Genomic DNA, 13,903 nt, shown 5'->3' with positions numbered 1-13,903 from the left:
TTTGTCCACCGACGCGATCACCTCAGCCGGTCCCGGGATCAGCGTGGCCGGTCCCGGCTGAGGCGTGGTCGCAGTGAGCTTCCGGTGAGCGGGGAGCCCGCGCGTCACCCGGAGCCCGCGCGTCACCAGGTCAAGGCGTCGGCCATGTCCGCCTGCCAGTACGTGACGCTGAGCGAGCTGTCGACGTACACGCCCTTCTTGGGCAGCGTCGGTCTGGCGGGGCTCGGGCTCTTGCCGAAGTAGACCTCAAGGTACTTGGCCGTGTAGCCGTTGGAGCCGCTGCCGTCCGCCGCCGAGAGAAGGACGCCCGCGTAGCCCGACTCGCCGGGGGCCAGCGTGACCACGGCCTGTGGCTTGGAGTCCTCGATGACCGGCGGGACGGACTGGGCCTCGCCGAACCGGACGGCCGGGTAGCCGACGAGGTGACAGTTCTTCGAGCCGGTGTTGGTGACGGTGAGAAGGAGGTGGTTCAGCGGGCGGGACACCACCGTGGCGGTCGTCCTCGTGGAGGTGGTGAGGCAGGGGTTGAGGACGGACTTCGAGGCGCCCGAGCCCGTGGCACCCGAGGCGCTCGTCTTCCCCTTCGAACCGGCTGCGCCGGCCGTCGAGGCTGCGCTGCCCGCCGAGGCCGCGCCGCCCGCCGAGCCCTTGGCAGCCGAGGCCGCGGACTGGGCCGAGTCGGCGGAGCGGGCCGAGGCCGCGGAGTCGGACCGGCCCGTCGCCGTGAACGTCCCCCCGCCCGCCGCGGGCGAAGGCGTGCCGGACGCCGTGGACGACGAGTCGGACGAGGTCGACGAGGTGGCCGCGGCCGGCGAGATGGACTCGGTGGACGCGGACAGCGCCGCGGCGCCCTCGTCGCGGGTGCCCTCTCCGTTGCTGCACGCCGTCAGCGCCAGAGTGGCGACCGTGAGTGCGGCTGCGGCGAGCATGCGGGTGCGGTTGATACGTGCGGACATGTGATCCCCCAGGTGCGGTACGGGTCTTGTGCACGGGCCGCTCGACCGGGTGCCGGGAGCGGCGTGCTTGGATGACCTGAGCTTGTGCGGCGATCCGTCCCGGCCGCCACAACTGCCGGGACATCCGGGATGCTGGAACGCTTGCAACTGCTCTGAGCTGGGGGAATGACCTCCGCCTGGAATGGCCGTCCGGGACGTGAAGCGGACCGTGCGGGACGTGAAGAGAGGGAGGGACAGTGGCGGGGGACGAGTTCTCGGAGCTGTTGGGCCGGTTGAAGGAGCGGTCCGGGCTCAGTTACGGGGTACTCGGGAAGCGGCTGCACATGAGTGCGTCCACACTTCACCGGTACGTCAACGGGGACGCCGTGCCGACGGACTACGCGCCCGTGGAGCGGTTCGCCCGGGTGTGCAAGGCGACGCCAGAGGAACTGGTCGAGCTGCACCGGCGGTGGATTCTCGCGGATGCACTGCGCGGGCAGAAGGCGGTCAAGGCCCCGGCTGAGGAGGCACCACCGGTACGAACGGCGGGAGCCGTGCCCGGGACAGTCGGCTCCGACGAAGCGGCAGCCGTAGCAGAAGCCGCGCCCGGCTCCGGAACAGCAGCCGGGACGGTCGGCTCAGAAGCCACAGCCCGGTCCGAAGCCACAGCCACAGCCGGGTTCGAAGCCGCAGCCGTAACCGGATCCGGCACGGCAGCCGGATCCGAAACGGCAACCGGGCCCGAAGCCACAGACGCAGACGCAGACGTTCCCGAGGTCCAGCGGGCGTCCCCGGCCGGAACTCCCCCGGTACGCCGTCGGCGTACCGTCGTCCTGGCCGCCACCGCCGTGGTCGCCGCCGTCGCCGCGGCCGCGCTCGTGGTGAATCTCGTACCCGACAAGGGCCCTGACGACCGGAGCGGGAAGCAGTCCGCGGGGGCCGCCGCCGAGTCCGTCGGCAGCAGTCCGCACGCCTCCGAACCGGCCGACGCGAAGGGAGGGTCGGCCTCGCCGTCCATGTCCGCCTCGCGCAGCGGCAGTCCGGCGGCTTCCGGCTCCGCCCCCGCCGCCCCTGCCCGGAGCGGAGAGTCCCAGGCGGCGGACAATGGTTCGGGCTCCGGCTCCGGGGACAGCTCACAGGACGGCGCCACCGCGCCCACGGTCGCCGTCAATCCGTACAAGTGGGAAAACCAGTGCAGCCAGCACTACCTGGTCGACCAGCAGCCCGAACAGGTGCCTCCGCCGCCCGCCGAGCCGGACGCCCGCGGATGGGTCAGCGCTCTCGGCGGGGTCGCCGCCGGGCAGCAGATGCTCGCGCTGACCGTGCAGGGCACCGGGAAGGCGACGGTCGTCCTGGAGGCACTGCATGTACGGGTGGCGGGGAAGAGCGCTCCGCTCGCCTGGAACGACTTCGCGATGGGCGTCGGGTGCGGTGGTGGCGTGGGTACGACATCGTTCGGCGTGGACCTCGATGCCGGTCGGCCCGCGCTCTCCCCCAGGGCCGGGCAGCGCGACTTCCCGTACAAGGTGAGCGAGTCCGATCCCGAGGTCTTCTACATCTTCGCCGACGCGCGGGCGAGCAATGTGAGCTGGTATCTGGAGCTGGACTGGTCGAGCGGCGACCGGCACGGCACCGTACGCCTCGACGACAAGGGCAAGCCCTTCCGTACGAGCGGGAACGCGGGGCGGCCCGCGTACACCTATCCGCCCGGTTACTCCGAGTGGGGCCGGGACGAGTCGAGTCCTGAGATTCCCGGCTGAGATCCTGAGATCCCGGGACGACGCGGGGGTGAGGGCATGAGCACGCACGAATTGCCACGTGAATACAGGATGCGGCCCGGCAGGACCACCGCTCTGATCGTGAGTTCGGGCCTGGCCGTCCCGGGCGCCGTGCTGTCGGTGTGGTTCGTCGGGGACTTTCCGGACCGGGTCTCCGTATCGGTGACCCTGTTCATGGTGGGTTTCATGAGCTGGATCATCCACAGGGCACGGCAGTTGGCCACTACGGCCGACCTGAAGGGCATCGAGGTCCGTGGTTTTCTCCGCCGGTACCGGATGGCCTGGGAGGAGATCCAGGGGATCCACGCCGCGCCCAACCCGGGCGCTCGCACACAGAGCAACGTGCCGTCCACGATCACCTACGCGTACGGCGACGACGGCAGACGCCGGCTGCTCCCCTACGTCGACGACCTCCATGTCGATGTCGCGCGGGAGGTCCGTCTGCTCAACGAGATCTGGGAGGAACTGCGCGGCGAGGGCTGGGCGGCCGACGCGACCGCGGCGATGAACGCCGCCCGTGGCCAGGCCCGCCGGCAGGCGCTGATGTCGGGCATCGGCTGCTCGATGTTCGCGTTGCTGCCTCTGATGGCGTTGGCGCTGCTTCCCGTCTTCGTCGAATTCCCCGAGTGGGCACAGTCGGTGCTGGATCCCTTTGCCGTCCTGGGCGGCGGCTGGGTGGCCGTCTTCGGAATCACGGCGTGGATCTCCTACCGAAGGAACCGTCCAGCGGAGTGAGTTGACTCCCCCGGCGAAACCTCACCCGGACATCAACGAAACATCAGCAGGACATCAGGGCCGTCCGGCCGAGGACGACGCGCCCCGCCAAGCAGTGGAGCGACTCGGCGGGGCTCCCGTCTCGGTTACGGGTACGGGTACGGGTCGTCAGGCGGCGGAGTCGGCCTTGCGGCGGCGTACGACGAAGACCGCGACGGCGCCGAGAGCCACCGCCGCGCCGGCCGCCGCGGCGAACTGCGGGAGGGCCGAGGGGGAGCCGGTGCTGGCGAGCGAGCCGGTGGCCGCGGAGTCGGCGGTGTCGGCGGAGTTCGCGGTGTTCACCGGTGTCGTGGACGTGGTGCCCTGCGGCTTGTTGTCCGGGGTCCCCGGCGTGGTCTTGCCGGGCTCGGCGTCGTCGACGTCGCCGGGGACGCTGCCGGCGGCGAGGAGTTCGAAGGCGTACTCGGTGGAGAGGTTGCCGCCGCAGGACTCGTCGTCGTTGATGTAGTCACCGGCGACAAAGGCGAGGCCGTGCCCGGCCGGGGCCTTGGCGTCGACCTTCAGGCGCAGCTTCACATCGGCGTGGGCGCCGGCCTTCAGCGGGCTGATGGAGCCCGCGCGACCGCCCTTTTGGACGTTCTTCCAGGCCGGGGACGCGGTGGTCGACCACTGGAGATGGAAGGCGTCGTCGATGACGTTGTAGCCGCTCTTGTCCGTCGCGTGGAAGTAGACGAACGGGGTGACCTCGTCCAGCGTCTTGTCCGTGCCGTTGGTCACGCGGAGCGAGAAGTTCGTCGTCGAGCCCGCGACGATCTTGGACGGCAGGCCGGTGACGACCGTGCGGAGCTTGCTCTCGAAGACGCACCCCGGCTCGTCCGGCTCCGCCTCGTCCCGAGCGTCGGCGAGCGCCTTGTCGGCGGCCTCCTTCGCCTTGAGCGCCTCTTTCACGGCGTTCTGGAGCTTGGAGTACTCCCGAACGGCGGCGACGCGGGCGTCTTCGCGGGCATCGGCGGCCGTCGCGGCCTTCGCGTCGGCGGTGGCCTTGGCGTCCTCCGCCGACCGGGCAGCGGTCTCGGCGTCGGTGACGGCCTTCTCCGCGGCCGCCTTCTCCTCGGCGGTGGCGGTCTCGGGCAGCGCGGCGAGCGCGGCCCTGGCGTCGGCGAGCGCCGTGTCGGCGTTCGCCTTGGCGGTGGCGGCGTCGGCCGCCTCCTCACGGGCGGCCTTCGCGGCGACGGCGAGGGGCGCGTCGTCGGCGAGGGCGGCGTCGACGACGGCCCGCCCGGCCTTCTCCGCGGCAACGGCGTCGTCGTACGCCTTCTGCGCCTTCTCGGCGGCCTCTTCGAGTTCCTCGATCGAGGGCTTGTCCTGCTCGCTCCGCTGCTGCGCCTGCGACGCGACGGACGAATCGGCGTCGGCGAGCGCGGGGGTGACGGAGAGCAGGACGACGGGGGTGGTCACGGCGGCGACGACGGCCGTGGCAAGAGTGCGGCGAATCTTCAACAGAGTCCTTCGCGGGTCCGGAAAACAGCTACGAAAAGCGGCTTCGAAAAAAATGCTGAGGCGGCCGCTGCGGCAGCATCACGCAGGGCCTTCGCCGGTGATCGTATGACCGAAAACGCCATTGCCGGAAGCACATTGGGCGGGTGACGAGTACGGCCCACCGCTCTCACACGCAGGGCAATTGCCCCATAAGTGGATAGTTGCTTTCCCTGTACGGACCAATTTTATGATCCATGTCACTTTACGGAGATGTGCCGGGAGCCGACTGTTCGTGTCGGCATGGTGGATGAAAAAGCCCCGGGCCAGTGGCCCGGGGCTTCGGTATTCGCTGCTCGCTGTTCGGTATTCACTGCTCGCTGCTCGATGAGCGCAGCGGAGGATCAGTGGCGGCCGAAGATCTTCTTGCTGGAGCCGAGCGGGAGGAAGACCGTCTCGCCCGTGGAGTTGTCCAGGCCGTCGTTGTCGGTGATGGCGTAGACCTGGCCGTCGCCGGCCACGGTCATGCCTTCGAGCTTCTCCTGCGTCCAGCCGTTCGTGGCGCGCAGGTCGGGGAGCACGTCGTGCGCCAGCTTCTTCGGCAGTACGGGCAGCGAGCCCGACGGGGCCGCGGACTTCGGCAGGTCGACCGTGTAGATCCGCTTGATCTTGGCGGCCGGGCCGTTCAGCTTGTCGCGCTCGATGACGGCGAGCTTGTCGCCGACCGCGGTGATCTCGGAGAGGCCGATCCAGTCGCCCGGGGTGGTGGTGCTGCCGATGCGGTAGCCGTACCAGCTCCAGGTGCCGGACGTGACGTCGTAGCGGCCGAGCCGGACGACACCGGCCGGGTCGGTCTTGACCTCGCGCTGAAGCGTGGCCCAGACCACCTCGCGGCCGTTGCGGTCGGTGGTCGCGGTGACGCCCTCGAAGCCCTGTCCGCCGAGGCCCGCGGCGACGTCCGCCGACAGCGGTACGACCTGCTGGGTACGGCCCGTGCTGTCGAGCCGTACGAGCTTGTTGTCCGCGCCCTTCGCACCTTCCACCGCGAGCCAGAAGCCGCCCTGCGGACGGGCGTGGATCCCCTCCGCGTCATAGCCGACCGGCCGGCCGTCGGCGTCCTTGACGGTCAGCGCCCGGGTGATGACCGCCGGCTGCCGCGCCGCGTCGATGGTCAGGATCTTCGTGGTGGAGTACGCCGCGTCGGTGACGCTGTAGAGCTGGTGCGGCTTGCCGGGTACGGCGGAGAGAGCGCCGAGCGCGCCCCAGCCGATCGGCGCGCCGGTGGAGTCCGCCGCCGAGACGATGGTCGGGAACGCGGGAGCGCCCTTGCCCAGACGGAAGAGGCTCACCGAGGCCCGCACGTTGACCGAGGCGTCGTCCTCCTCGCTGGAGACGGCGAGCAGGTCGCGCGACGGGATGGGCAGCAGGCCCTCGGGACCGTTGGTGGTGGCCAGCACCTGGCGGAAGACCGGGGCGGTCGGCCGGCTCATGTCGTACACGGCGACGAAGTTGCTCCGCTCCGAGCCGACGAAGGCATAGCGCACGCCGTCGAACTCGGCGATCGCCAGGCCTTCCGGCTCGGTGCCCTTGTTCTCGGCGCGGTCCTCGTTGTGCAGCCCGTGGCGTACGGCGAGCGTCTCGAAGCTGTTGCCCGCGTCCCAGACGACCTTGCCGGTGCGGCTGTCGAAGACGGACCAGCCCCGGGTGCCGCCGTGCCAGTCGCCCTCGTTGGCGGTCGCCAGATAGCGGTCGTCGACCCAGCCGACCGAGTCGGGCTCGCGCGGCACGTCGGTGATCGAGCCGGTCAGGTCGATATTGCCGTCCTCGACCGTGTCGATGCCGCTGACCGACGCCGTACCGGCGCTGAACGCCTTGGTGATCCTGCCCGTCGGCAGATCCAGCATGACGACGCCGTTGTTCTCCTGGAGCGTCACCGCGAGCTGGTTGCGGCTGTTGATGGAGACGTACTCCGGCTCCGGGTCGGTCGGCTCGGTGATCCCGGCGGCAACCAGGGCGGGCAGCGCCCGGCCGTTCGACTGGGTCAGCGGCACGGCACGGGTGCGCCACTGCTTCGGCGTGTCGCCCTTGAGGTCGACGATCTGCACGAAGCCGGCCGGAAGCTGGGGCAGGTCGCCCTCCTCGCGGCCGGGCGGGGTCGCCTCCTCGTCACGCTCGTTCTCGATCGCGATGGCGGCGTACCGCTGGTCCTTGCTGATCGCGATGGAGTCGGGCTGGCCGCCGAGGTCGTAGGTCGCCACCCGCTTGCGGTCGCGCAGCGAGATGACGTCGAGCCGGCCGGACGGTTCGGTGTACGAGGCGCTGGTGTTCACCACCACCAGGACGTACTTGCCGACCACGGCCACCGAGGTCGGCTCGTCCTCGGCGTCGCCGAGTTCGGTCAGCGACAGCGTTCCGAGCCCCTTCGGCCGGTTCGGGTCGCTGATGTCCAGGAAGCCGATCCGCCGGGCCGCCGCGTCGGTGTAGACGAGGGTACGGCCGTCCTCACTGGTCGCCGAGATCTCGGCGACGGTCGCGGAGGCCGGGTCCTCGCCGGCCGGCCGGTTCTGGAAGACCGGGTAGGTGGCGGTGCGGTCGAAGGCGACCGGCCGGCGCTGTTCGTGGTGCGCGCTCGCCGCGTTCTGGTGTGCGCTCGCCGCGCCCGTGCCGGCCAGCATGCCGGCGGTGACGGCTACGGCTACGAGCGCGGCGTAGGTTCTCTTTGGGGGCATCGTTTCTCCGTTGCACGACAGTGACGGAGCAGGATCGTTTCACCGGAGAGCGAGTACGGAGCGGCTTCCGGGTGAACGCCCGACGAAGGCGAGCGACGCGGCCCGGTCTCCGACCGAGGGCCGAACTCGTCTCGCGCCGAGGGCCGGACCGGTCTCGTACCGAGGACCGAACTCGTCTCGCGCCGAGGGCCGGACCAGTCTCGTACCGAGGACCGGACCGTCCCGGTGATGCCGTACCGCGGTCGGACCGTCCTCGTACGGCGGGAGGCCGAACCCCCGCGCGGGCGCGCAACGTTCACCCCTCGGGCACCCCGCATTCCGGTCATGCTCCTGACAATTCGCTCAACTGGTCACCATGAGTGGACACCACGCTGACACAGCGCACGCGCACTCCAACCCCCACACCCACACCCACAGCCACAGCCACGGCCACGGACCCCAGCCGAGCCGTCGCTCCCTCCTCGCCGCCGCGGGCGGTCTGCTGATCGCCGCCGCCGTACCCGGCACCGCGTACGCGGCGGCCACCCGTACCGCGTCGGGCACCGCGCCCGCGCCCCGGGCCGGAGCGTCCCGCACCTCCCTGGTCACCCAGGGCACCCAGCTCGTCCATGCCGATCTGCACAACCACACACTGATGTCGGACGGCGACGGCGACCCCGCCCTCGCGTTCGCCTCCATGCGCGACGCCGGGCTCGACGTGGCGGCGCTCACCGACCACACCACCCTCTTCGGCATCAGCGGTCTGTCCCAGAGCGAGTGGGACCGTACCCGCCAGCTCGCGGACGCCGCGGACGACCCGGGCGCGTACACCGCGATCCGCGGCTTCGAGTGGTCCAACCCGCTCCTCGGCCACGCCAACGTGTGGTTCACGGACCAGTTCGTCGATCTCGGCGGTGCCGCGTCGATGAACTCGCTCTACAACTGGCTCGGCAGCCGGAACGGGGTCGCGGGCTTCAACCACCCGGGCCGCGAGGCCGGACGCTTCAACGACTTCGCGTACGTGGCCGCGGCGCGCGAGAAGATGGTCAGCGTCGAGATGTTCAACCGCGGCGACGACTATCTCTTCGACGGCTGGGCGGACCACGGGTCCTCGCACCTCAACGCCTGCCTCAACGCCGGCTGGCGCACCGGTGTCACCGGTGTGAGCGACCATCACGGGACCGAGTGGGGCCACCCCGAGGGCGTGGGCCGCGCCGGGCTCTGGGTCACCGAGAACACCCGCGCCGGTGTGCTCGAAGCGCTGCGCGCCCGCCGCTTCTTCGCGAGCCGCTTCTCGGGCCTGCGCCTCGACGCGACCGCGAACGCGGTGCGGATGGGCGGTGTGGTGCCGCTCGCGTCCGGCGACGTACGGTTCGCCGTGGACCTCGACCGCGGTCCCGAGTGGGCGGGCAAGCCCCTCAACGTCCAGGTGCTGCGCCCCGGTACGGACGCGCCGGACGTGGCCGACGTCATCGGGACCACGTCCGGCAGCCTGGTCGAGTTCACCGTCCCGCTCGATGTCGAGGACGGTGCGTGGGTCGTGCTACGGATCTCCGATCCTTCGCTGCCGAACGGGCAGCCGGGCCCGGCGGGCCACCCCTGCAACGACCTGGGCGTGGCGTACTCCAGCCCGTGGTGGCTCCAGCCCTGACGGCGCCCTGGCGGCCGGGGACTCACGGCCGCGGCGACGCGGTCGCGCTATGGCCGGGCCCGCACGCACTCGCCCACCTGAAGGACGCCCGAGGCTTCACGGTTGGAAGCGGCGCTTATGCACCGTCGTCGCCGTCGCGCAGGGAATGAATCATGCTCTGCAGGATCCGGAACGCGTCCGACTGCTCGGCCTCGGTCATGCCGGCCAGCATTCTGACCTCGACGGACCGGACCGCCACGGTCGCCTTCTCCAGGCTCCGTCGGCCGCGAGACGTGAGCCGTGCGGGAAGAACCTTCCCGACGGGCGCCTCCGCGGGCCTGGTCACGTAGCCGTCTCGCTCCAGGGCCTGGAGCAGCACGTTCATCGACTGCCGTGTCACGAACGCGCCACGCGCGAGCTCGGAGTTCGACAAGCCCGGCCGTTGAGCGAGCAGTTCGAGGCAGGAGTAGTGCGTCACGCTCATCCCGAGCGGCCGCAGCACCTCCTCCATGGCTACGCGCAGGGCGCTCGAAGCCTCTTTCAGCAGGTAGCCCAGCGATGTCTCCAGGTCGACGCCGACACCGTTTTGACTCATGTCAGAATTCTGACATACATTGCCCGTGTCAGGAATCTGACACGGAGAGAAGGAGCATCATCATGCCCGCCACCGGCCCCGACTTCGTCTCGCTCCAGGTGCGCGACCTCGACGCTTCGCAGGCGTTCTACGAGCAGTACCTCGGCCTCGTCCGCTCGCAGGCCGGACCTCCGCACGCCGTCGTCTTCGAGACGAAGCCGATCGCGTTCGCACTCCGCGACGTCCTTCCCGGCACCGATCTCGCATCCGTTGCCCAGCCCGGCATCGGTGCCGCGATCTGGCTCCACGCCACCGACGTCCAGGCCATCCACGATGCTCTCGTCGCCGACGGTCACACCATCGTCTCCGCACCGATCGACGGCCCCTTCGGCCGGACATTCACCTTCGCCGACCCCGACGGCTACCAGGTCACTCTCCACGACCGCGCTTGATCGGCCGAACGCCACCGGACGATCACCGGTCCTCTCGCGGACTCGGCGTTCACGTCGTCATACGTGGGCCCGGGACGTCTCCAGGGGCTCTGCGGGCTCGGGGAGGCCGAGGCGGCCCCGGGTGGTCGCCAGGAGGATGAGGGCAGCCGCGATGGACGCGAGCAGGAACGCGTGGGTGCCGTCGGCGGAGGAGAGCGAGGGGAACATGCCCGTCCACGCCAGCGAGAAGAAGTTGTTGATGCTGGTGTGCAGCAGCATGACCAGCGGCATGCTCTCGCCTGAACGGTTGAAGACCCAGGTCATCACGGAGCTGAAGGCGATCGCGGTGACGACGAACTCCAGCGGCTTGGTCGCGTCCACATCCGGCCAGCCGCCCCACTCGGTCAGGAACAGCGGCAGATGCCAGACGCCCCAGAGGACGCCGACGACGAGGGTGGCGGCGACAGGACCGTAACGGCGCTGCATGCGCGGCATCGCGAACTCGCGCCAGCCGGGCTCCTCCGCGAGGCCGGTGGTGATCATCTGGAGCAGCAGGCCGGGCAGGTACGCGGCGAGCACGGCGACGGACGGCGGTACGGGGCTCCGGCCGGTCAGCGCGGCCGTGGCGAGGGTCAGCGCGACGGGCACCGAGAGGAGGACCACGAGGTACCAGCGCCAGCCGACTCCGAACTTCGTCATCCGGCCGCGCCAGGCCCGCAGCCCCCCGCGTCCCTCGGTCATCCCGGTGACCAGGAGCGCCGACACGATCGGGCCGAGGTAGGCGCCGGGCAGGACGCCCAGGAGCTGGGTGGTGCCGCCGATCGCGGGGAAGGCGAAGTGCCAGACGCCGAGGCCGTTCTCGGACAGTACGTACGGGGTCCAGGCGAGCCAGCTCAGCGCGAAGGCCAGCGAGAAGAACCAGGTCAGAGGGCGGCGACGGGGGGCGGCCCGCAGGCCGGAGGAGTTGTCCTCGCGGGTCGGCAGGCGCGACGAATTGCCCTCGCGGGGCGGCAGGCCGGAGGAGTTGCCCTCGCCGTCCCGCAGGCGGGAGGGGCCCGGGTCCGCTTCTCGGCGCGGGTCTTCGAGGCTCGTACGGACCCGGTCGTCCTGGCCCGTACGGAGCTGGTCCGCCCGGCTCGTACCGGTGTCCTCCCGGCTCGTACCGGCGTTGTGCCGACTCGTAACGGCGTTGTGCCGGTGCGTGCCGGACGGGTGGGGCTCGTTGCCGGCGGGGGCTTGGATGTTCACCGCGGTGTCCCTTCGGACGGGGCTGATGTGACGTGTTCAGCACATCAGCGCCGTGTCCGCGGATCATTGCCGTGCGCGCCCCAAGTGGCGGTACAGCAGGCTGTACCACCCGGCTGCGCCATCCCGTACCCCCGTAACCCCCGTACTACGCCCGGCGCCTGGCGTCCTCCAGATAGCGCAGGACTGCCGCCACCCGCCGGTCGACCTGGTCGGCCGGGGACAGGTCGAGCTTGGCGAAGATGCTGCGGATGTGCTTGTGGACCGCGCCGTCCGTGACGACGAGCCGGCCGGCGATGGCGCTGTTGCCCAGTCCCTCGGCCATCAGGGCGAGTACGTCGCGCTCGCGCGGACTCAGACGTTCGAGGCGGGTGTCCTGGCGGGAGCGGGTGAAGAGCTGGGCGACGACCTCGGGGTCGATGGCGGTGCCGCCGGACGCCACGCGGTGCAGTGCGTCGAGGAACTCCTCCACCCGGCCCACCCGTTCCTTGAGCAGATAGCCGAGGCCGCCGACCCCGCCGGTGAGCAGCTCGGTGGCGAAGCTCTGCTCCACGTACGCGGACAGCACGAGGACGGCCAGATCGGGGCGGCGGCGCCGGGCCTCGACGGCCGCGCGGATGCCCTCGTCGGTGTGCGTGGGCGGCATCCGTACGTCGAAGATGGCGATGTCGGGCTTGTGCGCGTCGATGGCGTCCAGCGCCCCGTCGGGGGTGCCTGCCGTGGCCACCACGTCGAGCGACTCCGCGCGCAGCAGCAGGGCGAGCCCCTCGCGCAGCAACGGGTCGTCCTCGGCTATGACGACCCGCGGTTCACGGGCCACGGGCGAGCCGGCGTCCACAGCCAGGTCACGATCCACAACCAGGTCACGGTCGACAGCCAGGTCACGGTCCACGGGCAGGTCACGTTCCACAGGGAAGTTCCACTTCAAGGGTTGTCGGGCCGCCGGGCGGGCTGGCCAGGCGGAGCGTGCCGTCGTGTGCCGCGACACGGCGGCGGATGCCGGTGAGGCCCGAGCCGCCGTCCTCGTCCGCGCCGCCGCGGCCGTCGTCGGTGACGGTCAGCCGGAGACGTCCGCCGCGGGCCCGTACGGTCACGGTGGCCCGGGAAGCGGCACTGTGCTTGGCGATGTTCGTCAGGGCTTCCGCCACGACGAAATAGGTGGTCGCCTCGACGGAGGCGGCGCACCGTTCGGGTACGTCGACGTCGATACGGCACGGCACCGCGCAGTTCGCGGCCAGCCCGGAGAGAGCCCCGGCCAGCCCGCGGTCGTCCAGGACCGGAGGCAGGATGCTGCGCGAGACGCTGCGCAGTTCGGCCAGCGCCTGTTCGGCGGCGGACTGGGCACGTTCGAGGATTTCGTCGGCGCGCGACGGATCGCGGGCCATCTGGCGACGGGCGGCGCCGAGCAGGACGGTGACGGAGACGAGCCTGTTCTGTGTGCCGTCGTGGAGCGCGCGCTCGATACGGCGCAGTTCGGTGGCGTGGGCGTCCAGGGCGGCGGCGCGGGTGGCGGTCAGTTCCGCGACGCGGAGCGACAGGTCGGTGTCGGGGCCCGCCGCGAGGAGACGCCGTCCGGGGCCCGCCTGAAGCCGTGCCATACCGGGGGCCAGACCCAGGATGATGGCGATCCAGCCCACACCGAGCAGGGTCACGGCGAGGGCGTCCGGCCAGGAGTGCGCGGAGCCGAAACCGAGGGACGTGGCGGTCGCGTTCCGGGGCATCAGCCGCCAGTACAGCGGAAAGGCCGTGTCGCGTACGGCCATGACCGGCAGCAGTACGCCGAGCAGCCCCAGGAGCAGCCCCGAAGTGGCGTGCCGACACAGCCAGCGCAGTTCCCGGCGGGTGGTGGGGTCGACGAGTGCGAACCGCAGTCGTGTGGGCGGGGGTTCCGGGGCGATGACTTCGGGGCCCCGGCGGGCGAGCCGCGCGCGCTCCCGGCCGGCCAGGGCGTGCAGCGCGCGCAGCACGAGCGGCGCCAGGAGCAGGCCCACGCCGACGAGTGAGGCCACGGCCGTCACCGCCAGCAGGAACAGGACGCCGAGTGACATGGCGGCCGTACCGAGCCCGCCGGCGAGCTGTCCGAGCGCGGCGCCGGAGGCTCTGAGCGTGCGTACGGCGGTGTCTTTGAGGCCATCGGGCGCGGCTGCGGCGCCGGTCCCGGCCGAGGCGGTCCCGGCTCCGGTCCCGGCCCTGGCCGCAGTCCCGGCTCCGGCGTCGGCCCCGGTCCCGGCTGCGGTCCCGGTCCCGGCTGCGGTCCCGGCTGCGGCTCCGGCGCCGGCCGCCGCTGCGGTGTCCTGCTGCGTCGCCATCCGCCCTGCCATGCGCTCTCCCTCTGGTCGCGAACGACCTTAGGCGTACGGGCGTTCGCCGTGGGCCCAGGGGTCGGGAAGTACGGCTCGGAGGGGCTGGGCC

Annotated in this window: 12 protein-coding genes; 5 read left to right on the top strand and 7 right to left on the bottom strand. The window is 71.2% G+C overall.

The window, feature by feature from the left end; all coding sequences use genetic code 11:
* Nucleotides 1-122: 122 nt before the first annotated feature.
* On the bottom strand, nucleotides 123-485 hold the full coding sequence (locus WH07_RS42020) for a DUF4232 domain-containing protein (protein WP_332836383.1): 363 nt from the start codon (nucleotides 483-485) through the stop codon (nucleotides 123-125).
* Nucleotides 486-489: 4 nt separating this feature from the next.
* Here WH07_RS42020 and WH07_RS42015 point away from each other — a divergent pair, with 4 nt between their 5' ends.
* The 3 genes from WH07_RS42015 (at nucleotide 490) to WH07_RS29345 (ending at nucleotide 3,448) form a co-directional block, all read left to right on the top strand.
* Nucleotides 490-960 (top strand): hypothetical protein, encoded by a 471-nt coding sequence (locus WH07_RS42015; RefSeq protein ID WP_332836382.1) that lies wholly within the window; start codon nucleotides 490-492, stop codon nucleotides 958-960.
* A 232-nt stretch (nucleotides 961-1,192) separates the two neighbouring features.
* A complete protein-coding gene (locus WH07_RS29350) occupies nucleotides 1,193-2,695 on the top strand; it encodes a transcriptional regulator (RefSeq protein ID WP_046506483.1) in 1,503 nt (500 codons plus the stop codon).
* 36 nt (nucleotides 2,696-2,731) lie between these two features.
* Nucleotides 2,732-3,448 (top strand): PH domain-containing protein, encoded by a 717-nt coding sequence (locus WH07_RS29345; RefSeq protein ID WP_079023653.1) that lies wholly within the window; start codon nucleotides 2,732-2,734, stop codon nucleotides 3,446-3,448.
* A 147-nt stretch (nucleotides 3,449-3,595) separates the two neighbouring features.
* Here the strand turns inward: WH07_RS29345 and WH07_RS29340 are convergent, their stop codons facing one another.
* The gene (locus tag WH07_RS29340) at nucleotides 3,596-4,927 is read right to left on the bottom strand and encodes a hypothetical protein (RefSeq protein WP_046506479.1); all 1,332 of its coding nucleotides are present in this window, start codon (nucleotides 4,925-4,927) and stop codon (nucleotides 3,596-3,598) included.
* A gap of 380 nt (nucleotides 4,928-5,307) precedes the next feature.
* Nucleotides 5,308-7,632 (bottom strand): esterase-like activity of phytase family protein, encoded by a 2,325-nt coding sequence (locus WH07_RS29335; protein WP_046506476.1) that lies wholly within the window; start codon nucleotides 7,630-7,632, stop codon nucleotides 5,308-5,310.
* 355 nt (nucleotides 7,633-7,987) lie between these two features.
* Between WH07_RS29335 and WH07_RS29330 the strand changes: the two genes are divergently transcribed.
* Nucleotides 7,988-9,262: a CehA/McbA family metallohydrolase gene (locus tag WH07_RS29330; RefSeq protein WP_046506473.1), complete on the top strand. Its 1,275-nt coding sequence runs from the start codon at nucleotides 7,988-7,990 to the stop codon at nucleotides 9,260-9,262.
* A gap of 115 nt (nucleotides 9,263-9,377) precedes the next feature.
* Here WH07_RS29330 and WH07_RS29325 read toward each other — a convergent pair whose 3' ends face one another.
* Nucleotides 9,378-9,836 carry a MarR family winged helix-turn-helix transcriptional regulator gene (locus WH07_RS29325; protein WP_046506471.1) on the bottom strand — a complete coding sequence of 153 codons (459 nt, stop codon included), beginning with the start codon at nucleotides 9,834-9,836 and terminating at the stop codon, nucleotides 9,378-9,380.
* 62 nt (nucleotides 9,837-9,898) lie between these two features.
* Between WH07_RS29325 and WH07_RS29320 the strand changes: the two genes are divergently transcribed.
* Nucleotides 9,899-10,267, top strand: a complete 369-nt coding sequence (locus tag WH07_RS29320) for a VOC family protein (protein WP_046506468.1) — start codon at nucleotides 9,899-9,901, stop codon at nucleotides 10,265-10,267.
* 57 nt (nucleotides 10,268-10,324) lie between these two features.
* Here the strand turns inward: WH07_RS29320 and WH07_RS29315 are convergent, their stop codons facing one another.
* From WH07_RS29315 to WH07_RS29305, 3 genes are all read right to left on the bottom strand, one after another.
* Complete coding sequence (locus WH07_RS29315; protein WP_232789100.1) at nucleotides 10,325-11,494, bottom strand: CPBP family intramembrane glutamic endopeptidase; 1,170 nt, start codon at nucleotides 11,492-11,494, stop codon at nucleotides 10,325-10,327.
* 145 nt (nucleotides 11,495-11,639) lie between these two features.
* Nucleotides 11,640-12,311, bottom strand: a complete 672-nt coding sequence (locus WH07_RS29310; protein ID WP_046506487.1) for a response regulator transcription factor — start codon at nucleotides 12,309-12,311, stop codon at nucleotides 11,640-11,642.
* Between the two features lie 79 nt (nucleotides 12,312-12,390).
* On the bottom strand, nucleotides 12,391-13,812 hold the full coding sequence (locus WH07_RS29305; RefSeq protein ID WP_232789099.1) for a sensor histidine kinase: 1,422 nt from the start codon (nucleotides 13,810-13,812) through the stop codon (nucleotides 12,391-12,393).
* Nucleotides 13,813-13,903: the final 91 nt, after the last annotated feature.

Source organism: Streptomyces odonnellii, from assembly GCF_000981895.1.
GTDB lineage: Bacteria > Actinomycetota > Actinomycetes > Streptomycetales > Streptomycetaceae > Streptomyces > Streptomyces odonnellii.
The sequence above is the reverse complement of the archived record's forward strand: the minus strand, read 5'-3'. Positions and strand labels throughout refer to the sequence as shown.